This window comes from Mycolicibacterium doricum, assembly GCF_010728155.1.
GTDB lineage: Bacteria > Actinomycetota > Actinomycetes > Mycobacteriales > Mycobacteriaceae > Mycobacterium > Mycobacterium doricum.
This window is the reverse complement of sequence record NZ_AP022605.1, coordinates 3,386,345-3,407,393: the sequence shown is the minus strand read 5'-3', so window position 1 is coordinate 3,407,393 and position 21,049 is coordinate 3,386,345. Positions and strand designations below refer to the sequence as shown.

The 21,049-nt window shown below is 65.8% G+C and carries 20 protein-coding genes, 1 tRNA gene and 1 pseudogene; 11 read left to right on the top strand and 11 right to left on the bottom strand.

Translation table 11 applies throughout. The annotated features are described in order from the left end of the window. Positions 1 to 107 precede the first annotated feature (107 nt). On the top strand, positions 108 to 650 hold the full coding sequence (locus tag G6N07_RS16675; protein ID WP_133055515.1) for a hypothetical protein: 543 nt from the start codon (positions 108 to 110) through the stop codon (positions 648 to 650). A 956-nt stretch (positions 651 to 1,606) separates the two neighbouring features. On the opposite strand, the gene G6N07_RS16670 is transcribed toward G6N07_RS16675, so the two are convergent. The 3 genes from G6N07_RS16670 to G6N07_RS16660 all read right to left on the bottom strand — a co-directional run bounded on the left by G6N07_RS16670 (position 1,607) and on the right by G6N07_RS16660 (position 5,631). Next, the gene (locus G6N07_RS16670; RefSeq protein WP_085188247.1) at positions 1,607 to 2,623 is read right to left on the bottom strand and encodes a hypothetical protein; all 1,017 of its coding nucleotides are present in this window, start codon (positions 2,621 to 2,623) and stop codon (positions 1,607 to 1,609) included. Next, positions 2,613 to 4,259 carry an N-6 DNA methylase gene (locus G6N07_RS16665; protein WP_085188249.1) on the bottom strand — a complete coding sequence of 549 codons (1,647 nt, stop codon included), beginning with the start codon at positions 4,257 to 4,259 and terminating at the stop codon, positions 2,613 to 2,615. The genes G6N07_RS16670 and G6N07_RS16665 overlap by 11 nt, the downstream gene beginning before the upstream one ends. A 793-nt stretch (positions 4,260 to 5,052) precedes the next feature. Next, positions 5,053 to 5,631, bottom strand: a complete 579-nt coding sequence (locus G6N07_RS16660; RefSeq protein WP_163784234.1) for a hypothetical protein — start codon at positions 5,629 to 5,631, stop codon at positions 5,053 to 5,055. Positions 5,632 to 5,640: 9 nt separating this feature from the next. On the opposite strand from G6N07_RS16660, the pseudogene G6N07_RS16655 reads away from it, so the two are divergent. Then, positions 5,641 to 6,189, top strand: a pseudogene (locus G6N07_RS16655) (alpha/beta hydrolase); the annotation flags it as partial. Beyond that, positions 6,183 to 6,836 (top strand): LppA family lipoprotein, encoded by a 654-nt coding sequence (locus tag G6N07_RS16650; RefSeq protein ID WP_085188253.1) that lies wholly within the window; start codon positions 6,183 to 6,185, stop codon positions 6,834 to 6,836. The pseudogene G6N07_RS16655 and the gene G6N07_RS16650, both read left to right, overlap by 7 nt. Before the next feature lie 227 nt (positions 6,837 to 7,063). Here G6N07_RS16650 and G6N07_RS16645 read toward each other — a convergent pair. The 4 genes from G6N07_RS16645 to ponA2 all read right to left on the bottom strand — a co-directional run bounded on the left by G6N07_RS16645 (position 7,064) and on the right by ponA2 (position 12,030). After that, positions 7,064 to 7,137 (bottom strand) — tRNA-Pro (locus tag G6N07_RS16645). A 252-nt stretch (positions 7,138 to 7,389) separates the two neighbouring features. Beyond that, positions 7,390 to 8,496, bottom strand: a complete 1,107-nt coding sequence (locus tag G6N07_RS16635; RefSeq protein WP_085188256.1) for an L-cysteine desulfhydrase Cds1 — start codon at positions 8,494 to 8,496, stop codon at positions 7,390 to 7,392. A 13-nt stretch (positions 8,497 to 8,509) separates the two neighbouring features. After that, the gene (locus G6N07_RS16630) at positions 8,510 to 9,496 is read right to left on the bottom strand and encodes a metallophosphoesterase (RefSeq protein WP_085188258.1); all 987 of its coding nucleotides are present in this window, start codon (positions 9,494 to 9,496) and stop codon (positions 8,510 to 8,512) included. A gap of 92 nt (positions 9,497 to 9,588) precedes the next feature. Further along, on the bottom strand, positions 9,589 to 12,030 hold the full coding sequence (gene ponA2, locus G6N07_RS16625) for a transglycosylase/D,D-transpeptidase PonA2 (RefSeq protein WP_085188260.1): 2,442 nt from the start codon (positions 12,028 to 12,030) through the stop codon (positions 9,589 to 9,591). A gap of 294 nt (positions 12,031 to 12,324) precedes the next feature. Here ponA2 and G6N07_RS16620 point away from each other — a divergent pair, with 294 nt between their 5' ends. Further along, positions 12,325 to 12,681, top strand: coding sequence for a WhiB family transcriptional regulator (locus G6N07_RS16620; RefSeq protein ID WP_085188262.1), 357 nt, complete (start codon positions 12,325 to 12,327; stop codon positions 12,679 to 12,681). A gap of 21 nt (positions 12,682 to 12,702) precedes the next feature. Here G6N07_RS16620 and G6N07_RS16615 read toward each other — a convergent pair whose 3' ends face one another. Together G6N07_RS16615 and G6N07_RS16610 are read right to left on the bottom strand one after the other, a co-directional pair. After that, positions 12,703 to 13,833: an ATPase BagB gene (locus tag G6N07_RS16615; RefSeq protein WP_085188264.1), complete on the bottom strand. Its 1,131-nt coding sequence runs from the start codon at positions 13,831 to 13,833 to the stop codon at positions 12,703 to 12,705. 31 nt (positions 13,834 to 13,864) lie between these two features. After that, a complete protein-coding gene (locus G6N07_RS16610) occupies positions 13,865 to 14,884 on the bottom strand; it encodes an ATPase BagA (protein WP_085188266.1) in 1,020 nt (339 codons plus the stop codon). 57 nt (positions 14,885 to 14,941) lie between these two features. On the opposite strand from G6N07_RS16610, the gene G6N07_RS16605 reads away from it, so the two are divergent. Genes G6N07_RS16605 through G6N07_RS16595 form a run of 3 tightly spaced genes read left to right on the top strand, consistent with a single transcriptional unit; the run spans position 14,942 to position 16,352 of the window. Continuing rightward, positions 14,942 to 15,118 carry a Sp36 family protein gene (locus tag G6N07_RS16605; protein ID WP_099050129.1) on the top strand — a complete coding sequence of 59 codons (177 nt, stop codon included), beginning with the start codon at positions 14,942 to 14,944 and terminating at the stop codon, positions 15,116 to 15,118. Beyond that, positions 15,115 to 15,573, top strand: coding sequence for a RidA family protein (locus G6N07_RS16600; protein ID WP_085188268.1), 459 nt, complete (start codon positions 15,115 to 15,117; stop codon positions 15,571 to 15,573). The genes G6N07_RS16605 and G6N07_RS16600 overlap by 4 nt, the downstream gene beginning before the upstream one ends. Beyond that, positions 15,570 to 16,352: an MBL fold metallo-hydrolase gene (locus G6N07_RS16595; RefSeq protein WP_085188270.1), complete on the top strand. Its 783-nt coding sequence runs from the start codon at positions 15,570 to 15,572 to the stop codon at positions 16,350 to 16,352. Before G6N07_RS16600 ends, G6N07_RS16595 begins: the two co-directional genes overlap by 4 nt. A gap of 22 nt (positions 16,353 to 16,374) precedes the next feature. Here G6N07_RS16595 and crp read toward each other — a convergent pair whose 3' ends face one another. Then, complete coding sequence (gene crp / locus G6N07_RS16590) at positions 16,375 to 17,049, bottom strand: cAMP-activated global transcriptional regulator CRP (protein ID WP_085188272.1); 675 nt, start codon at positions 17,047 to 17,049, stop codon at positions 16,375 to 16,377. Between the two features lie 101 nt (positions 17,050 to 17,150). Further along, positions 17,151 to 17,483, bottom strand: a complete 333-nt coding sequence (locus tag G6N07_RS16585) for a hypothetical protein (RefSeq protein WP_085188274.1) — start codon at positions 17,481 to 17,483, stop codon at positions 17,151 to 17,153. 195 nt (positions 17,484 to 17,678) lie between these two features. Between G6N07_RS16585 and nth the strand changes: the two genes are divergently transcribed. From nth to marP, 4 genes are read left to right on the top strand one after another with little or no spacing between them, the layout of a single operon-like run. Further along, positions 17,679 to 18,431, top strand: a complete 753-nt coding sequence (gene nth, locus G6N07_RS16580) for an endonuclease III (protein WP_372507537.1) — start codon at positions 17,679 to 17,681, stop codon at positions 18,429 to 18,431. 11 nt (positions 18,432 to 18,442) lie between these two features. Further along, positions 18,443 to 19,090, top strand: a complete 648-nt coding sequence (locus G6N07_RS16575) for a TlpA family protein disulfide reductase (protein ID WP_085188278.1) — start codon at positions 18,443 to 18,445, stop codon at positions 19,088 to 19,090. Further along, the gene (locus G6N07_RS16570; RefSeq protein ID WP_085188279.1) at positions 19,087 to 19,863 is read left to right on the top strand and encodes an NUDIX hydrolase; all 777 of its coding nucleotides are present in this window, start codon (positions 19,087 to 19,089) and stop codon (positions 19,861 to 19,863) included. Before G6N07_RS16575 ends, G6N07_RS16570 begins: the two co-directional genes overlap by 4 nt. Continuing rightward, positions 19,860 to 21,047 carry an acid resistance serine protease MarP gene (gene marP, locus G6N07_RS16565; RefSeq protein ID WP_085188281.1) on the top strand — a complete coding sequence of 396 codons (1,188 nt, stop codon included), beginning with the start codon at positions 19,860 to 19,862 and terminating at the stop codon, positions 21,045 to 21,047. Before G6N07_RS16570 ends, marP begins: the two co-directional genes overlap by 4 nt. Positions 21,048 to 21,049: the final 2 nt, after the last annotated feature.

Genomic DNA, 21,049 nt, shown 5'->3' with positions numbered 1-21,049 from the left:
CTTATCGACCAACTGGTTAAAGCGACGCGAGGGGGAGTGTCCTCGACGTCACAGCCGAGGCGCGCGCCGCTTGCGCGGCCCGAGCCGCTGCCGCCACAATGGGTGTGATGAACGCACGTTCACGGCAACACCGCCGCAGGCCGTGGACCCGCGTAGGGGCGGCTTCGATGGGCGCGCACGTCTTCTACGAACTCGTCGCGGGCGTCGCGATGCCGCTCTCGTCGGTGGCCGGTCTGTCACCTGCCGCTGCCGTGTGGGCGACCGGGACCGTGTGGTCCTACACCGCAGCCGGCCGGCGGGACCATCGCTCGGACAAGCACTTCGGCCTGATCAACGGGCTGTTCCTGTCGGCGGTCGCCGCGCATTTCATCTACTGGCCGAAACGCTGGATCGGCGGGGTGCCCTATCTGGTGGAATGCGAAGGCATGCGTGGTCGCCTGATGGCGCCCTACAACGGGATCCTCTACGTCTCGGCGGTCGCGGCGGTTGTCGGACTTGTGGAGAACGGGCGGGCGGGTCTGCGGGGCGCCGTCGTCCCCCTGCTGGTTGTGCCCGCCCTGCTGCGCATTCAAGGCATCGAGTTCGGGCGCTTGAGAACGCAGGCACAACGTCACCCCGCATGGTGGAACCGACGCCTGCGGAGCCGCTGAGGCCGGCCTGACGGTCAAGACCGCACCTGGGTACCGGGCCTGGGTACCGGACCGCTCCCGGCCCACAGCGTGGCGATCGCTCTGCGAAGTCGCCCAGTGGACTGACCGCTGACACGCATGAGGCCCCGCCCGGACGAACCGGATCAGGGCCTCTGCGAACACACGAGTCGGGGTGGCGGGATTCGAACCCACCTCTCGTGAATCTTCTCGTCAGCGTGTTGACGGCGTTGGCTGACGGGGAACCGTGTCGGAACTGCTGCGGACTGACTGCGGACTGGCGGGAGAACGCAAGGAACGCCCCGATTTCGATGACCAGTTCCATCTGACTACCAAGTCCTTAACCTGATCCGCGTGCAGGCCCATGGAGCGCGTTCCGCTTCTCTGACGGAGTCAAGTTGAATGCTTGATTCAGCCGAAAGAACAGCTCGTTTGGCTCTTGCGGATTGTAGTCTCTTAAGGTGATTATTTGAATAGGGAACCGGTTAACGGCTTTGCGCACCTCTTCAGGCAGCTCTTGAATAAGTGAGGCCGTCCAGTGCGCTTACCTTAGCGTCGGTGGTTGGTTAAATGGATCCGTCAACGATGATCCGGTCATCAAAGAAATCGCGTACCGTCGTCAGACGCTGTTGTCCGTCGAGGACGAGCTCATTCTCGTCAGAGTGAACCACGACGTCAATTGCCGATACATACCATCCGCGATCGAATCGTGTCGATTAGTCGCTGGCGGCGTTTGGAGTCCCAGATCTCCCCTCGCTGGAAACTGGGCTGCAGATCCAATTCGTTGTAATTGATGCGAGTAACGATCGTTTCGAGTTGAAGGTCCGACTTATCAAGTTTCAAACCAGCCTCCAGCCAGACGGGTCAGGGCGTTCTGTGTACCGTATCGCGGTCCCGTTGTGAAGTGTGCCCAGCGAGGCTAGCGGCGAGCGAACCCACAAGTCGGGCCGATTCACCGATTACCCATCTTCTGGCGGGCCTTTGCTGGCAGCTTCGCTACGCCGCACACGCGCCTGCTCGTGCTGAGTGATACTGGAGTTTCCCAGAACGATGGTCAACAGCACGGAGAAGAAGCGCGCTGGGCTGAGTTCCTCGGGCACGAGATCGTGCCGTAGGGTAACGGCAACATTCGGCAGAGACGCAATCTGATTGGTGAGGTTCGCGGTCGACTCCTCGTCGACATCCTCGACGTCAACGTCATCGGGGTCGATGACGACGTCGTCGATTCCTGGTGCGGTGTCGGGAGGTGCGTCACCTTCCCATTCGGGGACGATGAGGGCGCACGCATCGTATGCGTCATCTTCTCGCCCTAGCTTGATGAGTAGGTCGACGATCCAATCGAACTGTCGTCGTTCTTCCGTGTAGGCGGTCGAGCGTAAGGAGTAGGCGAATCCGAGGGCTGCCAGAGGATGGCGGAGCGCGAGATTCTTTGCGTCGCCGTATGATTCCTCAACGCGATTAGCAGCATTCTTGCCAAACGACGAATCCATGCGCTTTGTCGAGATGAGCAATTCAGGCCCGGTCTGCCACGAGGACATGATGACGTCGACTTGTTTGAAGTAATTCTTGCCAGCGATGTTTGCCGAAGCAGTCCCGACTCCGCCGGTGCCGCCGCCCCTCCTCAGTCGCGACAACAAATCATCGCGGCCCAACGTCTTTGGGACAGCTCGAACGAAGTTGAGCACGTCGCGATCTACGACTCGAGGCGCCTCGACCCGTGGCCAAACTGCATCCGGGTCGAGGCCGGCGCGTCGCAGTTCGTACGCGATCCATACGTCGATGGCGAGCGCTGGGACGCCTGAACGGGTCTCGGCGCCGAGTTGCAACGGCACCGCAAGCAACTGGCGCAACGTCTCGTAGTCAGGGGCGAATGCGCCGTCTGGCGTCCACGGGTTTCTGCCCTTCAGCGGTGATTGGTGAACAATCGCGTCGAACAGCGGCCACGCTTGTGCCTTGGCGTTGGGTTTACTTGCCACCGTTGGTCTTCCCCCGCGCAATGCGACGGGCGGCGAGGTCTGCATGGTCTTGCCGTATGGCCTGAAGACGCTTCCGGTTTAAGCCCATCGAACCAGTAAGCAGCACCTCATCGACTAACGCAACTGCGTTGAGTAGGCCCCCGGCGCGGAGCTGAGCTGCAACGGCAGGCCGAATACGGCGGAGATCGTCTGCGTTCCGGCGGACCAAAGTTGGCGACGGCACTGGAAGCTGATCGGCTTCTCGAGGTTCGATCTTTAACAGGCCTCCCCCGTAGGCTCGCCCTACAGTCTCGGCTCCCAGCAGGGTGATCGAATTAAGCGATGCGACCGGCAGGAGGTTCATGCCGTCCGCCTTCAGACCTTCGCGAAGGTATACGCCATGGACTGAGTTCAAGTGGTGAGCGCGAGCTCCATTGCAGGTCAGTCGCGGCGTATCTGCATTCATGTATGTCAAGAAGAGGTCGGCTGGGCGGAGATACGGCACCCGCCACCATGGAGTGCGAACTCTACATTTGTAGGCTTGGTGGACGTCTAGATCTTCGCCCGACTGAATATAGCTCCAAGCCGCCGCCGAGGGTTCATTGGCTGGCCGAAAAAGATGGGTCGATTGGCCGCTCGCGCCCAGTTCGCGCAGCGCCTTCTCCGTCAACCCCAAGCCGCGCAAGTGACGAGAGCCTGGAGGCGACAGCGAGATGAGATCAGTTGTTTCTAAGCTAAGTGCCTGTGTTTTGGCGGGGGACAAAGTGAAGAACTGGTTGCTGCCGGTGACCATCCCGAGTGTTGTGTCACCCCAGGTCTCCAACCGAGTGAACCCGTCGCTGCCAACAACGGCGTCGAATGCACGCATGCCAGCTGCTGACATCAGTCCAGCCGACCATTTTGCCCCTTTATTCGGCGGAGTCCATCGTCGCGAGGCGGAAAGTTGCGCCAGTCCTTCAGCGTCTCGTACTTGCCACAGATGCATATGGCGCGGATCGCCGTGGTGACCGTCTGGGATGTAACTGTCGGCGAGAAGGAGAACGACTTCCTCTAGCACGCCTGGGAACACTCGCTCATGGAAAAGCACAAGGCCCACCGAGCGGAAGTGGTCCATCAAGTACTGCCGAACTCCGGCGGCATAATTGACCGTCAGAAGTTCGGCCGGCAGAACGAGCCCTAACCGCCCGCTGCTCTTTAGGTGCAACGCCGAATGGACCGTGAAAGCCGCCCACGAAGATGCGAGGTTAGACAGTGCGACGCCCGCGCGGAGGGCGGCCTCTCGGGCTCGTGCACGTGATTCTCCGGCAAAAGCTTGGTACCGGACGTAGGGCGGGTTTCCGACCACCGCGTCGTACGCGCCAAGTTCTGAGTGAGCGAAGAAGTCACCCACATGGACGGTCGCATCGATCCCGCTAGCGCGCAGGCTTCGCTCCGATTCGGCGGCGGAACTCTTGTGTAGCTCGACTCCAACTAGAGGGCCAGAGTGGTCACCTCGTCGGCCGACCTCATGCAGGAAAATAGCCTCGCCGCAGGACGGCTCCAGAACGGCGTCATCCGGGCTCTGGACGGCCCAGTCGACGAGGAAACGCGCTACGGGAACTGGCGTAAAGAAGGCGCCGCGAGCCTTCCGCTGCGAAACGCTGTCACCGGGAAGCATGCGCTTATCGTGCCTGAGCGGACCGACAATCTGGCGGTGACCCGCCGCTTCGCGGTCTTACTGTAAGTGGTGGATCCTCGTGTCCTGCACGAGGTGGCGCTCGGTACTGCGCGACAACGATCACCTTGTAGACAATTTGGTCATCAATTTCGACATGTCGGGTCGCGGCGCGACGGCCGACGCTGACGTGTAGTCCGGGCGATGGAGTTCCCGGCGATGTGGGTTGCCAGAACAATGGGTACCTGGCTATCGCCACCCCTTCGCTTCGTAGCTGTGGCGCTTTTCGCTGGTCCGATAGCCGGCATGTCCCGCAACGGCGTTCGCCCGGCGGATTCGGTGCGTATCGCTTCGCCGCTGGCCCCGTATTCTGGGCGGGCCGGGTGTTTGCTTGGCGGAGACGGTTGCATCGGTTGCTGGCTGAAGGGGCACACGGGGTGGCGCAGGACCTCAATGTTGATCCCGCGGGTCTGCTCACGGCCGCTGCGAGCAGTGAGGAAGTTGTCGCCACGTTGGGCGCTACCCATCGGCAGCGGCGCAGGAGGCGGTCAGGCAATGCATGCGGCGGTGTCGGCGTTGGACGCGGCCATTGCCGCGGCACGCGGTAGCCAGTCGGGGCGAGTAGCTCAGCAGGCCGTAGACATGCAGTTAGCGAGCAACAACTACCAAGGCACCGATGAACGCGCTGCCGACAACTCGCGGAGACGATGTGACCCCAGCCAGTGCGGTGCCCAGCTCGACGGTGCCGACGCGTTCTCAGATCGCGAATTGGGATTTCGCACATTTGGAGAGTGCTTCAAGTAGGTGGCGTGGGCAGGCCACCGAATCCGAGCGGCTGTTCGGAGAGCAGGCGCAGAACGTCCGCGCGCCGGGCGGCACCACGTGGAATGGCAGCGCTGCTGAGGCAGCATCCGACCGTGTTCCTGGCGACATGGTGGTGGTGCGACGCCAAAGCGAACGAATACGACAGGCTGCCGCCGCTGCGGCCCGTGGCGTAGGTGATCTTCGGGCCGACCAAAGCAAGGCACTGGATGCCATCGCCGACGCCGAAGCCGACGGATTCCGTGTCGGCGACGACTTGTCCGTGACCGATATACAGCGGCGAGTTCCGCTCGAAGCAGCAGCCCGCCAGCGCGCCGCAACGGAGCACGCGGAGTACATCCGCTGGCACGCCGAGCAGCTTGCTCAGACGGACGACCACATCGCAGGCCAAGTGGAGGCCAGCGCCGCCGAGTTGGAAGGCATCACGTTCGAGCAGAGCAGCGATGATTCGACGCAGATGCTCGGCGACGACGAGGAGCGGCAAGGGCCAGAGGCTGCGACCGACCTGTCGTCGGACTTGCCCGTCCGGTAGCTGGCTGATTTCCTCCTTCATGTCCACTCATCGGTGCTCAACGATGATCTGGCCCAGGCAGGAGCACCGAAACTCACCTCCTTTCTGCAAGACCTCGACGCCGCCGCACACAATCCGGGCCACACAACAGCATTGTTCGGCTATTCGTACGGCTCGTTGACGTCGGGCATTGCGCTTCAGGACGGAGCCAGCCAGTTCGTGGACAATGCGGTGATGTACGGATCGCCGGGCTTCCAGGCCGATACACCGGCAGATCTCGGAATGAACGACAACAACTTCTTCGTGATGTCCGCGTCAGACGACCCAATAAACTACATCGGCGGCCTTGCGCCGCTACACGATTGGGGGTCGAACCCCAACGACGTCATCAACGACGACGGGAATCTTCGGTTCCGGTTCCAACACCTGGAAGTGGATGCTGGCGTAACGCCTATCGACGGCTATGAATCCAAGATCGGGGCGTCTGGGCATGCAGAGTATGGCCGGGATGCAGGAGAACGAATGAGCGGCTACAACCTGGCGGCAATCCTGCTCGACCGCCCGGATCTCACGGTGAGGGAAACCCCGCTCTCATGGTGACTCGACGGCGAGCCGAACGAGCGCAGCGCCGCCTAGCGGCACTGACTTTTCTGTTGTGTAGCTCGACGCTGATAGGTGGCTGCTCCTTGACCGAGAATCCGTACGAGTCCAAGACCGTTAACGGTGACGAGGCGGTGCAGCTGATCGACAGCATGCGCGCCAACGGTTCGTTCGAAGATGCCCGCGAGCGGCTCAACAACTCTGCCCGCGTCATTGGCGAACGGATCACCGCCGCCGTTCCGGGCCAGACCTGGAGATTCGATGATGACCCGCACGGGGTGAAGGCCGCGAGAAACGGAGCATTGTGCGAGAAGCTCCACGCAGACGTCGCGCGGCGCCCCAGAGCTGATCCGGTTGTGTTTGGCAGGACGTTCTCTGCGGAGGAGTTCGCGACAGCGGCCGACATCGTGCGCGAGGAAGCCGCGCAGTACGGCGCCACGGACGATTCTTCACTGTTCAACGAGCAAGCCAAGCGCGACTTCGACTTGCAGGGCAATGGTTACGAATTCAACCTTGGACAAATCAATTTCGCCACTCTCACCATCACGGGCGACTGCTTCCTTCTCCAGACGGTGCTGGACCTGCCGCCCGGACAGCTCCCGCCAGAACCACCCATCCTGCCAACGACGCCGTCGCCAACACCGTGACCGCCGATGCGGAGCCACCGGGCCGGCCCCAATCCGCGGTCGGAGAGCGCCATCCCAGGCGGCATGCGAAGCACTGGGCATGGTTCGCGGGCCTGCTCACCGTATTGGGAATTCTGGGTTTCGGGCTAAGCGTGGGTACTCGAACAGGCTCGCGAATCTACTGCGGACTGGCAATCAGAAAGGCTCAACCGGATCAAACGTGGGCCCTCTGAGCTGCAAAAACGCTGTCGGGGTGGCGGGATTCGAACCCACGACCTCTTCGTCCCGAACGAAGCGCGCTACCAAGCTGCGCCACACCCCGCGTGAAGCATTGAAAGGGTATCGCACCGTTGCCTCGGAAAGCCAAACGGCCTCGCGACACGAGTTCCCCCTGACCTGGAATGCCGGGGGTTGTCGGTGGCGTTGGTCAGAATGACGGCAGAGCGCCGCGCAACTGGTGAAACGAGGCAGGCATGACCGGGTTGGGAGCGTCCATCTATCTGGGCTTCTTCGCTCTGGCGGCGATCTGGCTCTTCCTGACCGCCGACGGACCGTTGTCCGGCCGGTCCGATGATCAGCGCCAGACGCAGGACCGTTCGAATTCGACGAGCACCTCGGCCGATTCGGACGAATCGATGCCCTGGCTGCTCAGCCACTCGTCGCAGAAGTAGGTGTCAACGTAGCGGTCGCCGCTGTCGGCGATCAACGTCACCACCGATCCGCTTCGTCCCTGTCCCTTCATCTCCGCGAGGAGTCCGAAAGCCCCCCACAGATTCGTTCCGGTCGACGGGCCGACCCGCCGACCCAGCACATGGCTCGCATGCCGGGCGGCCGCCACTGACGACGCGTCAGGTACGACAACCATGCGGTCCACAACCTCGGGCAGGAACGACGGTTCCACGCGTGGACGGCCGATCCCCTCGATCCTCGATGACGCGCCGGTCACAACCGTCGGATCCTGTTGGGCGTAGGCCGGGAAGAACGCCGAGTTCTCCGGGTCGACCACGCACAGCTTCGTTCCGTACCGGCGGTAGCGGATGTAGCGCCCGATGGTCGCGCTCGTCCCACCGGTGCCGGCGCCCACGACGATCCACTCCGGGATCGGATGCTGCTCGTCGGCCATCTGGTGGTAGATCGACTCGGCGATGTTGTTGTTGCCGCGCCAGTCGGTGGCGCGTTCGGCGTTGGTGAACTGGTCGAGGTAGTGCCCGCCGGTCTCCGCCGCCAGCCGCTCTGCCTCGGCGTACACCTGTGTCGATTCGTCGACGAAGTGGCACCGCCCGCCCTGGGATTCGATCAGGGCGACTTTGCTGGCGCTGGTCGACGACGTCATCACCGCGATGAAGGGCAGGCCCAGCAGCGCTGCGAAGTACGCCTCCGATACGGCGGTCGATCCGCTGGAGGCTTCGATGACGGTCGTGCCCTCGCAGATCCACCCGTTGCACAGCCCGTACAGAAACAGCGAGCGCGCCAACCGGTGCTTGAGGCTGCCGGTGATGTGCGTCGACTCGTCTTTGAGATAGAGCGCGACGCCGCAGTCCTCACCCCACGCCGACGGCAGTGGGTAGCGCAGCAGATGGGTGTCGGCACTGCGCCGGGCATCGGCCTCGATCAGGCGGACGGCATTGTCGACCCATGCGCGGGGCTGGCTGTGAGCGGCGATCGACGACCGCCCTGTCATCACTGCCGCCTCGTCACCGCGCCGAGACGGTCGACGGCGACTGCCCGGCCTTCACGTCGGCGTCCCAGCCGCCGGTAGGTGCCCCCACCAGCGTCAGCAGCGTGGCCTCCGGGCGGCAGCAGAACCGCACCGGCGCGAACGGCGAGGTTCCGATACCCGCCGACACGTGCAGGGCCATGTCGGCGCCCCACTTCGATGCACCCTTGACCCGTGAACGGTCCAGCTCGCAGTTCGTGACGAGTGCGCCGTAGAACGGTAGACACAGCTGCCCGCCGTGCGTGTGGCCGGCCATCACCAGTTGGTAGCCGTCGGCGGCGAACCGGTCGAGTAACCGTGGCTCCGGTGAGTGCGTGAGTCCCAGCGACAGATTAGCCGTCGGCGTGGCCGCGCCGGCGATCGTGTCGTACCGGTCGCGCTCGAGGTGCGGGTCGTCCACACCGGCCACTGCGATGCGCAGCCCCGCGACGTCCAGTTCGCGGCGCGTGTGGGTCACGTCCAGCCAGCCGCGTTCGGTGAACGCCGCGCGCAGGTCCTGCCACGGCAGCGGCTGCCCGTGCACCCGGTGACCCGGGTTGGTGACGTAGTTCAGCGGGTTCTTCAGACGCGGCGCGAAATAGTCATTGCTACCGAAGACGAACACACCGGGAACCGACAGCAGGTCCGACAGCGCCTGCACGACGGCGGGCACCGCCCGCCGATGTGCCAAGTTGTCGCCGGTGTTCACCACGAGATCGGGTTCCAGGCGTGCCAGCTCGCGCAGCCACGCCTGCTTACGCCGCTGGCTGGGCCGCATGTGGAGATCGCTGAGGTGCAGCACGCGCAGCGGTGTCGAGCCGGGCGTGAGCACCGGCATGGTCACCTCACGCAGCGTGAACGCGTTGCGCTCGATGACCGACGCGTAACCGATCCCCGCGACAAGGGAGCCGGCGGTCACCGCAGCGGTGTTCTTCAAGAGCTTGATCGACGTCGAAGTCGTCGGTCGTGGCAGAGCAGCAGCCATGGCAGCAGCCTACTGCCAGATGGCCAACCTGACTCGCGTACACCCGCTCACCGTGGGAACGTGCACAGCAGGCATCCGTGGTCAGCCGGCGGTCACGGCGGCGGCGGTGGTGGTGGCGGCCCGAGAACCGGCACGGTGATCGGCGGCAGACCGGGAATCTCCACCACGGTCTGACCGATCGGCGGCGGCGGTCCCCCGGGCAGACCCGGAACGCTGGACGACGGAGGCGGCGGCGGCGGCGCGATGCCGTTGCTCACCTGGATCGTGACGATCGATCCCGGAATGGTCTGGCCACTCGGGTTCGTGCCGACGACCGTGCCGGACCGCGAGCTGCTGTTCACCGACGCGGTTCCGTCCGCGACCTGGAACCCGGCATCCCTGATGCGCTGTCGGGCGGCGTCCACGGTCAGGCCTGACACGCTCGGCACCTTCGAGCCGGGGCCGCCGTCGACGTAGCGCGGATCTGTCGGCGGAAGCGCCACCGGACCGAAGTTGGTGGCGATCGGCTTCATCGCGGTGAACCACGTGCGCGCCGGTTCGTTGCCGCCGAACAGGTTTCCCGAGCCGCACTGGCGCAGGGGGAAAGAGCACAGCTCGCCCGGCGTCGGCGAGTCGTCGTAGATGTAGTTCGCGGCCGCCAACTGGTTCGTGAAGCCGAGGAAGGCCGAGGATCGATTCGACTCCGTCGTTCCCGTCTTACCCGACATCGGCAGATTCCAGCCCACCGAACTGGCCGCACCGGCTGCGGTGCCGGCGCCGGTGTCGTCCTTGCTCAGCGCATTGGCGAGGGTGTTCGCCAACCCCTCAGGGACGGCCTGTTCGCAGGTCTCGGTGGTCACCGAAACTTCTTCGCCCTTGCGGTCGAGTATCTGGGCGATCGGGTTCGGCGGGCACCAGACGCCGCCCGAGGCGAGGGTGGCCGCGACGTTGGACAGTTCCAGGCCGTTCACCTCGAACGGGCCAAGGGTGAACGACCCGATGTTCTGGCGCTTGATGAAGTCGGCCAGGCTCTCGTTGCTCTCCGGATCGTAGTCACGAGCGGTGCCGGGCAGTGCGTAGGACCGCATCCCCAGCCGGACCGCCATGTCGACCGCACGCGGCACCCCTACCTGGGAGATGAGCTTCGCGAACGCCGTGTTCGGCGAGGTGGCCAGCGCGTCGGTGACGTTCATCGACCCCCGGTAGCCGCCGGCGTTGCTCACGCACCACGTGGCCGCCGGGCAGCCCGGCCGGTCGGTGCTGCCCAGACCCTTGGCCTGGAACGAACCGGGCACCTGGAGCTGGGTGTTGATGCCCATGCCCATCTCCAGCGCGGCCGCGGTGGTGAAGACCTTGAACACCGAGCCAGCGCCGTTACCTGCCAGCGCGAACGGCTGCGGTTGCATGGTCTCGTAGGCATCCAGGTTGAGCCCGTAGGTGCGGTTGGACGCCATGGCCAACACCGGATGGGATTCCTTACCGGGCCGGATCACGCTCATCACGCTCGCGACGCCGGGGGTGTCCGGGCTGGCGAACTGGTTGACGGCGGACTTGACGGTGCTCTGTACATCGGGGTCGAGGGTCGTCTTGATCAGATAACCGCCCTTGGCGACCTGTTCCTTGCTGATCCCGGCGCGGGCCAGGTAGTCCAGTGCGTAGTCGCAGAAGAAGGCCCGGTCACCGGCGGCGATGCAACCCCGCGGCAGTTCGTTGGGCACCGGCAGGATCCCCAGCGGCTCGTTCTTCGCGGCCCGCAGCGCCTCCGCTTCGTTCGGCAGGTTCTCGATCATCGTGTCCAGCACGAGATTTCGACGTGCGAGTGCGCCGTCCGGATTGGTATAGGGGTTCAGTGAGCTCGTCGACTGCACCAGACCGGCCAGCAGCGCGGACTGCTGCCAGTTCAGTTCCGAGGCGTTGACGCCGAAGTAGGTCTGCGCGGCGTCCTGGATGCCGAACGCGCCGTTGCCGAACGAGACGAGGTTGAGATACCGGGTGAGGATCTCGGGTTTGGTGAACGTCTTGTCCAACGTGAGCGCCATCCGGATCTCGCGCAGCTTGCGAGCCGGAGTGGTCTCGATCGCCGCCCGCTTCTCCGAGTCGGTCTGGGCGACGACCAGCAACTGATAGTTCTTGACGTACTGCTGTTCGAGCGTCGAACCGCCGCGCGTGTCGGTGTCGCCGCGCAGGTAGCCCGCCAACCCGGTGAGCGTGCCCTGCCAGTCGACGCCGTTGTGTTCGGCAAAGCGCTTGTCCTCGATCGAGACGATCGCCAGTTTCATGGTGTTGGCGATCTGCTCGGTGGGCACCTCGAACCGTCGCTGGGAGTACAGCCACGCGATCGTGTTGCCCTTGGCGTCGACCATCGTCGACACCTGCGGGATCTCGCCCTCGACGAGGGCGGCGGAACCGTTCGCGACGACGTCGGACGCGCGGTTGGACATCAGACCGATGCCGCCGACCACGGGGAACATCAGTGCGGCGGTCAGCACGCTGGCCAGCAAGCAGCACCAGGCCAGCTTGACGACCGTGACGGCGGTTGGCGGACGCTCCGGCATGTGTACAGAGTAACGACCTCGCCCGACGGGATCGCCGGAGCAGGGAGATCGCCGCCAATAGTGATCCTCTGAGCGCCGCGCCGGGAATCCTCGATCTCCAAGAAGGCGATCAGACGGCACGGCCGTCCCAAAAAAGACGGGCGCAAAGTGTTGCGCAAATGGGCTCTGACCACCTAGCTTGGACACACAGTGCGATCCAGGACACAGCGCCTGGGGCAATGTGGCGTAGATCGCATCAGCGTTCTACTCCGGAGGGTCACCGTCGGGTGCGACGGCAGAACGAAGGGATCGCTGGTGTCAAGTAATCGGCCCGCGGTGCACAAAACTACGACAACCGTCATATCGTCGCCTCCCGCACACGGCGCAGAGGCCGAAGCGCGGATCGCGTGGGTCGCCCAGGCCCGCTGCCGGCAGGCCGACCCGGACCAACTGTTCGTCCGCGGCGCCGCACAGCGCAAGGCCGCAGTGATTTGCCGTCACTGTCCGGTCATCCTGGAGTGCGGCGCGGACGCCCTCGACAACCGCGTGGAGTTCGGCGTCTGGGGTGGGATGACCGAGCGTCAGCGCCGTGCATTGCTCAAGCAGCATCCCGAGGTCGTTTCCTGGTCAGAGTTCTTCTCCGCGCAGCGCAAACACCGTAGCGCGGTCTGAGCTCCTTCTTCCCGATCGCGGTCAGGCGGCGCTGGGCGCCCCGGTGATCTGATCGGCGATCGCCCGCAGCGCCTCGATGTCCGAGACGTCGAAGGGCAGCGAAGGAACACCGACGATCGCCACATGGGGATTGGCGCCGGTGAACCGGGACAGCAGTCGAACTTCACGCTTGGCCGTCTGCGTTCGGTCGGCGTGGATCCGCAGAGCCGCCGAGGTCAGCGATTCCGGGTCTTTCTCCGAGAGTGCGTCGGCCACCTCACTCGCCTTGTCCGCGTGTAGCGAGCACAGTGCCGGGTGGGTGCGGTTGAGGATCAGCCCCGCCAACGGCATCCGCTCCGTCGACAGCCGGTCGACGAAGAACGCCGCCTCACGCAACGCGTCGGGTTCGGCCGCCGACACCACCACGAACTGGGTCCCGCGCCGCTTGAGCAGATCGTATGTCCGGTCGGCCTTCTCTCGGAAGCCGCCGAACGTCGCGTCCAGCGACTGCACGAAACCGGCTGCATCCGATAGCAATTGGGACCCCAGGATGGTGGACATCGCCCTCATCGCCAACCCCACCGCCCCGGTGACCAGTTTCCCGATACCGCGCCCCGGCGCCAGAAGCACGCGCCACAACCGGCTGTCCATGAAGCTGCCGAGGCGTTTCGGGGCGTCGAGGAAGTCCAGCGCGTTGCGCGACGGCGGAGTGTCCACCACGATCAGATCCCATTTGTCCTGTGCGAGAAGCTGACCCAGCTTCTCCATCGCCATGTACTCCTGCGTGCCGGCCAGCGACGTGGCCACCGTTTGGTAGAACTGGTTATCCAGGATGGCGTCGGCCCGGCCTTGGCCCGAGTACTGGATCACCATCTCGTCGAACGTGCGGCGCATGTCGAGCATCATCGCGTGCAGTTCGCCGGGAACCTCGGGCGCCAACGGCACCCGCTGCGGGGTGTTGCCCAGGATCTGTATGCCCAGGGCCTGCGCGAGACGCTTGGCCGGATCAATAGTCAGGACCACAACGGTGCGGCCGTACTCGGCGGCCCGCAGCGCCATCGCCGCCGCGGTGGTGGTCTTGCCGACGCCGCCGGCCCCGCAGCAGACCACCACCCGGTTCGAGGTGTCTTGGAGGATCGCGGCCATGTCGAGGGCGGGCGGTGTCGGACTCATCTACGGGCCTCCATGGTGCTCTTCTCCTGGTTCATCGCACGCCTTGGTGGGCGAGCACCTCGGCGAGTTCGTAGAGGCTGCCGAGGTCGACGCCTTGGGAGAGGGCCGGCAGTTCGAGGCGAGGCACGTCCAGGCGCTCGAGTTGTTCGGCGGTCTCCGCACGCGCCCTGATGCGGGTGGCGTGCTGGATGGTCTCGGTCAGCAGTCCGGCGAAGTCGTTGTCCGACAACTTGATCCCGGCCCCTGACAGATCGGCGCGCACAGCGTCGGCGTCGATGTCCCCCTCGGCGGCCTTGGCGAGATCGTCGGGCGAGAGGTACGCCGGGATGTTGCGGTTGACGACGACACTGCCGATCGGCAGGCCGATTTCCCGTAGCTCGTCGACGGCTTCGGCCGTCTCCTGCATGGGCAGTGCCTCCAGCAGAGTAACCAGGTGGATCGCCGTGATCTCGGAGTGCAACACCTTCACCACGCTCTCGGCCTGGGAGTGCACCGGGCCGCCTCTGGCGAGATCCGACACCGCCTTGGTCACGTCGAGGAACCGTGCGATTCGGCCGGTGGGCGGGGAGTCCACGACCACGGCGTCGTAGACCGGCTGCTTGCCTTTCTCGGCGCGGGTGACGACCTCTCGGATCTTGCCGGTGAGCAGTACGTCCCGCAGGCCCGGCGCGATCGTGGTGGCGAACTCCACCGCGCCGATGCGGCGCATCGCCCGTCCGGCCAGACCGAGGCTGTAGAACATGTCGAGGTACTCCAGGAACGCCGCATCGGTGTCGACGGCGAGCGCGTTGACCTGCCCCCCGCCGTCGGCGGTGGCGATCTTGACCTCGCTGTACGGCAGCGGTGGCACGTCGAACAATTGCGCGATGCCCTGGCGTCCTTCGACCTCGACGAGCAGAACCCTGCGCCCACCGGCAGCCAGCGCCAGAGCCAGCGCGGCCGCGATCGTCGACTTGCCCGTGCCGCCCTTGCCGGTGACGAAGTGTAGTTTCGCCTTGGTCAGTCGCGACGGCCAGCCGACGGCTCTACCGCCATTGGTAGTTGTTGCCACCTCTCCATGCTAGCTGTGGGGCTCTGGGCTCCTGAGGCGACCGATAAGCTCGGCCCCATGAGCGAACCGACCCAGAGCGAACCGACCCAGTGGGAATACGCCACCGTGCCGTTGTTGACGCACGCCACCAAGCAGATCCTCGATCAATGGGGCGCCGACGGGTGGGAGCTGGTCGCGGTGCTGCCCGGCCCGACCGGTGAGCAGCACGTCGCCTACCTGAAACGGCCCAAGTGAGCACCTGGTCGCATCGGCTCAGGGAACTGGGTATCGAGCTGCCCGAGGTGGTGGCACCGCTGGCGTCTTACCTGCCGGCGGTGCGGACCGGCAACCTGGTCTACACCGCCGGGCAGTTGCCGATCGTCTCCGGTGAGCTGACCAGGACCGGCAAGGTCGGCGCAGACGTCGATCCGGACGATGCCGAGGACCTCGCGCGGCTGTGCGGCCTCAACGCGCTGGCCGCGGTGAACGCACTCGTCGGCATCGATGCCGTCACCCGGATGGTCAAGGTGGTCGGGTTCGTCGCCTCGGCTCCCGACTTCGGTGGTCAACCCGGCGTCGTCAACGGCGCGTCGGCGCTGTTCGCCCAGGTCTTCGGCGATGCCGGCGCGCACGCCCGTTCCGCGGTCGGGGTGTCGGAGTTGCCGCGCAACGCCCCGGTCGAGGTCGAGATCATCGTCGAGGTCACGTGACCGCTACACCGGAGCATCCGGCATACGGGCTACTGCGCCCGGTGACCGAGACCGCCTCGGTGCTGCTGTGCAACAACCCGGGGCCGATGACGCTCGACGGGACGAACACCTGGGTGCTGCGCGGACCGGGCAGCGACGAGCTGGTGATCGTCGATCCCGGACCCGACGACGACGAGCACATCGCGAAGGTCGCCGAACTCGGCCGCATCGCGCTGGTGCTGATCAGCCATAAACACGAGGACCACACCGGCGGGATCGACAAGATCGTCCAACGCACCGGCGCGGTGGTCCGGTCGGTCGGCAGCGGATTCCTGCGGGGTCTGGGCGGCCCGCTCGCCGACGGCGAGGTCATCGACGCGGCAGGGATGCGCATCACGGTTATGGCCACCCCCGGCCACACCGCCGACTCACTGTCGTTCGTCCTCGACGATGCGGTGCTCACCGCCGACACCGTGCTCGGCCGCGGCACCACCGTCATCGACGCCGAGGACGGCACCCTGCGGGACTACCTCGAATCGCTGCGCCGGTTGCAGGGTCTGGGCGGGCGGACCGTTTTGCCCGGCCACGGCCCCGACCTGGCCGATCTGGAGGCCGTCACCGCGATGTACCTCGCGCACCGCGAGGAGCGGCTCAAGCAGGTGCGGGCGGCGGTGCGGGAACTCGGCGACGACGCGTCCGCGCGCCAGGTCGTCGAACACGTCTACACCGACGTCGACGAGAAACTGTGGGACGCCGCCGAGTGGAGCGTCCAAGCCCAGCTCGACTACCTACGCTCCTAGGGGATTCGGGCAAATCCCACGGCTAGCGGGCGCGGCGAGCCAGCCGTTCGGAGTCGCTGATCAGCACGCTCTTGCCTTCGAGGCGGATCCATCCGCGGTGGGCGAAGTCGGCGAGCGCCTTGTTCACGGTTTCGCGGGAGGCGCCGACGAGCTGGGCGATCTCCTCCTGCGTCAGGTCGTGGGTGACGCGCAGCGCGCCACCCTCCTGGGTGCCGAACCGCTGCGCGAGCTGCAGCAGCTGTTTGGCTACGCGTCCAGGGACGTCGGTGAAAATGAGGTCCGCGAGGTTGTTGTTGGTGCGACGCAGCCGGCGGGCCAGGACACGCAGCAGCTGCTCGGCGATCTCGGGGCGGTCGGCGATCCATGCACGCAGCGCTTCGCGGTCCATCGACACGGCGCGCACCTCGGTGATCGTGGTGGCGCTCGACGTCCGCGGTCCCGGGTCGAAGATGGAGAGCTCACCGAACATGTCGCTCGGCCCCATGATCGTCAGGAGGTTCTCACGGCCGTCCGGGGAGCGGCGGCCGATCTTCACCTTGCCGTTGACGATGATGTACAACCGGTCGCCCGGCTCGCCCTCGGCGAAAACGATGTGCCCGCGCGGGAAGTCCACGGGCTGCAATTGCTTGGTGAGCGCGGAAACGGCGCTGGGTTCGACTCCCTGGAAGATTCCGGCCCTGGCCAGGATCTCGTCCACGTTGCCCCTCTTAAGCTGTTGGGTTGATTGACACACGAAGCCGACCTCTTACTGGCTAGTGTGCTCAGTGTAGAGGCATGACGTTTCGCAACGTGCCAACGCTACACACGATTGGCAGGGCCAACCGGCTGAAACTGCGGATTGGGTCGGTGCGGGATGTACACCCGTGTCGGCACATCCGCGGCCGCCGTCCGTGTCGGCAGTGTCTCGACCGGTTCGAGGCGGTTCTGCTGGCGGCGGTGCATCCCGGCGATAGCCGCGCCCATACCGTCGCGGACAAGGCGGCCCACGTCGTCGGAATCGGCCTGCTGGAGGAATTCGTCGACGTCGGACGCCGACACGGTGTCGCGGACGAGACCGGATTCCAGGCGCTCGAGCCCAAAAGTCGCCACCATCAGCAACCAGGGGATGAAGGCGACGAACAACCAGGACACAAGGCAGAAGTAAACCCGGCCAAGGTCTCAGCGTCATCACGAATAACCACCGGTATCGCGCACCTTGTCACGGTCGGTGTCGGCGCTCTGGCCTAGGCTGGTGGCTGTGACCGCAGGTGCGTCTCCCGCCGGCCGGCCATCTCCCCGGCCGATCCGAAGCCGGCGCGGCGGGCCGTCGTGAAGAAATGGGCCGTCGTGAAGGATTGGGCCGCCGTGAAGAATTGGGACAAGGAGACGCCGCTGGGTCTGGTGCGTCGGGCGCGAAGGATGAATCGCGTTCTCGCCCAGGCTTTTCCACATGTCTACTGCGAGTTGAACTTCACCAATCCGCTGGAACTGGCGGTCGCCACCATCCTGTCCGCGCAGAGCACCGACAAACGGGTCAACCTCACCACGCCCGCGTTGTTCGTGAAATACCGCACCGCACTCGACTACGCTAAGGCCGACCGGACCGAACTGGAGGAACTGATCCGGCCGACCGGCTTCTACCGGAACAAGGCAGACTCGCTGATCCGGCTCGGCCAGGAACTCGTCGAGCGGTTCGACGGCCAAGTGCCCGCCGACATCGACGATCTCCTCACACTGCCGGGGGTCGGACGCAAGACGGCCAACGTCATCCTCGGCAACGCCTTCGGCGTACCGGGCATTACCGTCGACACCCACTTCGGCCGGTTGGTGCGCCGATGGCGGTGGACGACAGAAGAGGATCCGGTGAAGGTGGAACACGCCATCGGGAAGCTCATCGAGCGCAGCGAGTGGACTTTGCTGAGCCACCGGGTCATCTTCCACGGCCGCCGCGTCTGCCACGCCCGTAAGCCCGCCTGCGGGGTATGCGTGCTGGCCAAGGACTGTCCGTCGTTCGGCATCGGGCCCACCGATCGGGAAGCCGCCGCAGCTCTGGTCAAAGGGCCGGAGACAGAGCAGCTACTCGCTCTCGCCGGCCTGTAACCACGTCGTTCATGAGCACTTCGGCCCGTTGGATCGTCGCCGTGTCCGCCGTGGCGCTCGCGCTGGTGGTCGCGCTGTCGATGCAGCTGGCCGAGGGGCCGGCGCCCACCCGTCGCGACGGGCCGGCGTCCCTGCGCGACCACCGCGATGCGGACACCCCCGAGGCGTTGGCCGGACCCCGCGCCGAGGCGGATCTGCCGCCGTGTCCGGCGCCTGGCGTCGGCGCCGGACCCGAGTCGCTGCGGGGCATCAGCCTGGAATGCGCCGGCGACGGGAAGATGGTCGACGTCGCGCGGGCATTGGCGGGCCGGACCGTGGTGCTCAACCTGTGGGCCTACTGGTGTGGCCCGTGCGCGGACGAACTGCCCGCCATGGCCGAGTATCAGCGCCGGGTCGGCGACGCGGTGACGGTGGTGACCGTCCACCAGGACGAGAACGAGACGGCGGGGCTGCTCCGGCTGGCCGAACTTGGGGTGCGGCTGCCGACACTGCAGGACGGACGTCGCCTGATCGCCGCGGCGGTCAAGGCACCCAACGTGATGCCTGCGACGGTGGTGCTACGCCCGGACGGTAGCGTCGCCGGGATTGTGCCGCGGTCCTTCGCCACAGCCGACGAGATCAAGGAAGCGGTGGACCAGACGATGGGAGTGCCGGGGTGAGCGCGACGCGCGATGGGCACCGCCTGATGCCCGATGCCGCACCCGCGTGGCTCAGACCGCTCGTGGACAACACCGACGCAGTGCCCAACGCCTATCGCCGGCTGCCGCCGGACGTGCTGGCCGCGATCACCGCGGCGAACGCCACCGCGACGGTCACTCGCGCCAAGCGCGACGCCGCCGTACTGGTGCTGTTCTCCGGACCCGAAGGCGCCGGCGAAGCCTTACCCGACGACGCCGACCTGCTGGTGACGGTCCGGGCGTCGACGTTGCGCCACCACGCCGGTCAGGCAGCCTTCCCCGGTGGCGCGACAGACCTCGACGACGAGGGCCCCGTGGACACGGCGCTGCGCGAGGCCACCGAGGAGACCGGTCTCGACACCAGCCGCCTGCAGCCGCTGGCGACGTTGCAGCCGACGTTCGTCCCGCCGTCGGGATTCCACGTCGTGCCGGTGCTGGCGTATTCGCCCGATCCGGGTCCGGTGGGTGTCGTCGACCAATCCGAGACCGCCGTCGTGGCGCGGGTGCCGGTGCGTGCGTTCGTCAACCCGGAGAACCGGTTGATGGTCTATCGCGACGCCAATTCGCACAGGTGGGCCGGCCCGGCGTTCCTGCTCAACGAGATGCTGGTGTGGGGTTTCACCGGTCAGGTCATCTCCGCGATCATCGACGTCGCCGGGTGGGCTGTGCCCTGGAACACCGACGACGTTCGGGGACTCGACGAGGCGATGGCCCTCGTCGGGCACGACGACCGTTACGGTGAATCTCAACAATGACACCGTCTCAGTGGCTCGACATCCTTGTCCTGGCCGTCGCCTTCGTCGCCGCCGTCTCTGGCTGGCGCTCAGGCGCGTTGGGGTCCCTCATGTCGTTCATCGGCGTGGTGCTCGGCGCGGTCGCCGGCGTGCTGCTCGCACCGCATGTGGTCACCCACATCAGCGGCCCCCGCACCAAGCTGTTCGCGACCCTGTTTCTGATCCTCGCACTGGTGGTGATCGGTGAGATCGCCGGTGTGGTCCTGGGCCGGGCCGTACGCGGGGCAATCCGCAACCGGACGCTTCGGCTGTTCGACTCCGTGATCGGGGTGGGTCTGCAGATCGTGGCGGTGCTGCTCGCGGCATGGCTGTTGGCGACCCCGCTGACGGGGTCCGACCAGCCGGACCTCGCGGCCGCCGTCAAGGGCTCCCGGGTGCTCGCCGAGGTGGACGAGGTGGCCCCGCCGTGGTTGAGGTCGGTGCCGACGCGGCTGTCCGGCCTACTCGATACCTCGGGCCTGCCGGAAGTGCTCGAACCGTTCGGCCGCACGCCGATCGCTACCGTCGACGCACCGGACGCCGCGCTGGCCACCGATGCGGTGGTCGGTGCCACCCGCGGCAGCGTGGTGAAGATCCGCGGTGTCGCGCCCGGCTGCCAGAAGGTGCTCGAGGGCAGCGGTTTCGTGGTCTCGCCGAACCGGGTGATGTCCAACGCACACGTCGTCGCCGGGTCGGAAAGCGTCACCGTGGAGGTCAACGGTCAGACCTACGACGCCTTCGCGGTGTCCTACGACCCGAGCGCCGACATCTCGATCCTCGATGTACCCGGCCTGCCCGCGGCGCCGCTGCCGTTCGTCGACGAGTTGGCTCCGCCGGGTACCGACGCCATCGTGATGGGCTATCCCGGCGGTGGTGACTTCGCCGCCACCCCGGCGCGGGTCCGCGAGACCATCAAGCTCAACGGACCGGACATCTACCGCACGACCACCGTCACCCGTGAGGTCTACACGATCAGAGGGACTGTGCATCAGGGCAATTCGGGTGGTCCGATGATCAACCGCGGTGGCGAGGTGCTGGGAGTGGTGTTCGGCGCGGCGGTCGACGACGCCGACACCGGATTCGTGCTGACCTCCGAGGAGGTCGGACGACAGCTGGCGAAGGTGGGGAACACCGAGCGGGTCTCCACCGGCGTCTGCGTGAGCTGACC

What these genes read in the sequence shown, in the direction of transcription:
- marP (WP_085188281.1), top strand. Translation starts at nt 19,860, where the DNA reads ATGACACCGTCTCAGTGGCTCGACATCCTTGTCCTGGCCGTCGCCTTC.
- G6N07_RS16605 (WP_099050129.1), top strand. Translation starts at nt 14,942, where the DNA reads ATGAGCGAACCGACCCAGAGCGAACCGACCCAGTGGGAATACGCCACC.
- G6N07_RS16630 (WP_085188258.1), bottom strand. Translation starts at nt 9,496, where the DNA reads ATGGCTGCTGCTCTGCCACGACCGACGACTTCGACGTCGATCAAGCTC.
- ponA2 (WP_085188260.1), bottom strand. Translation starts at nt 12,030, where the DNA reads ATGCCGGAGCGTCCGCCAACCGCCGTCACGGTCGTCAAGCTGGCCTGG.
- G6N07_RS16615 (WP_085188264.1), bottom strand. Translation starts at nt 13,833, where the DNA reads ATGAGTCCGACACCGCCCGCCCTCGACATGGCCGCGATCCTCCAAGAC.
- G6N07_RS16665 (WP_085188249.1), bottom strand. Translation starts at nt 4,259, where the DNA reads ATGCTTCCCGGTGACAGCGTTTCGCAGCGGAAGGCTCGCGGCGCCTTC.
- G6N07_RS16660 (WP_163784234.1), bottom strand. Translation starts at nt 5,631, where the DNA reads ATGAAGGAGGAAATCAGCCAGCTACCGGACGGGCAAGTCCGACGACAG.
- G6N07_RS16650 (WP_085188253.1), top strand. Translation starts at nt 6,183, where the DNA reads ATGGTGACTCGACGGCGAGCCGAACGAGCGCAGCGCCGCCTAGCGGCA.
- G6N07_RS16635 (WP_085188256.1), bottom strand. Translation starts at nt 8,496, where the DNA reads ATGACAGGGCGGTCGTCGATCGCCGCTCACAGCCAGCCCCGCGCATGG.
- G6N07_RS16675 (WP_133055515.1), top strand. Translation starts at nt 108, where the DNA reads ATGAACGCACGTTCACGGCAACACCGCCGCAGGCCGTGGACCCGCGTA.
- G6N07_RS16575 (WP_085188278.1), top strand. Translation starts at nt 18,443, where the DNA reads ATGAGCACTTCGGCCCGTTGGATCGTCGCCGTGTCCGCCGTGGCGCTC.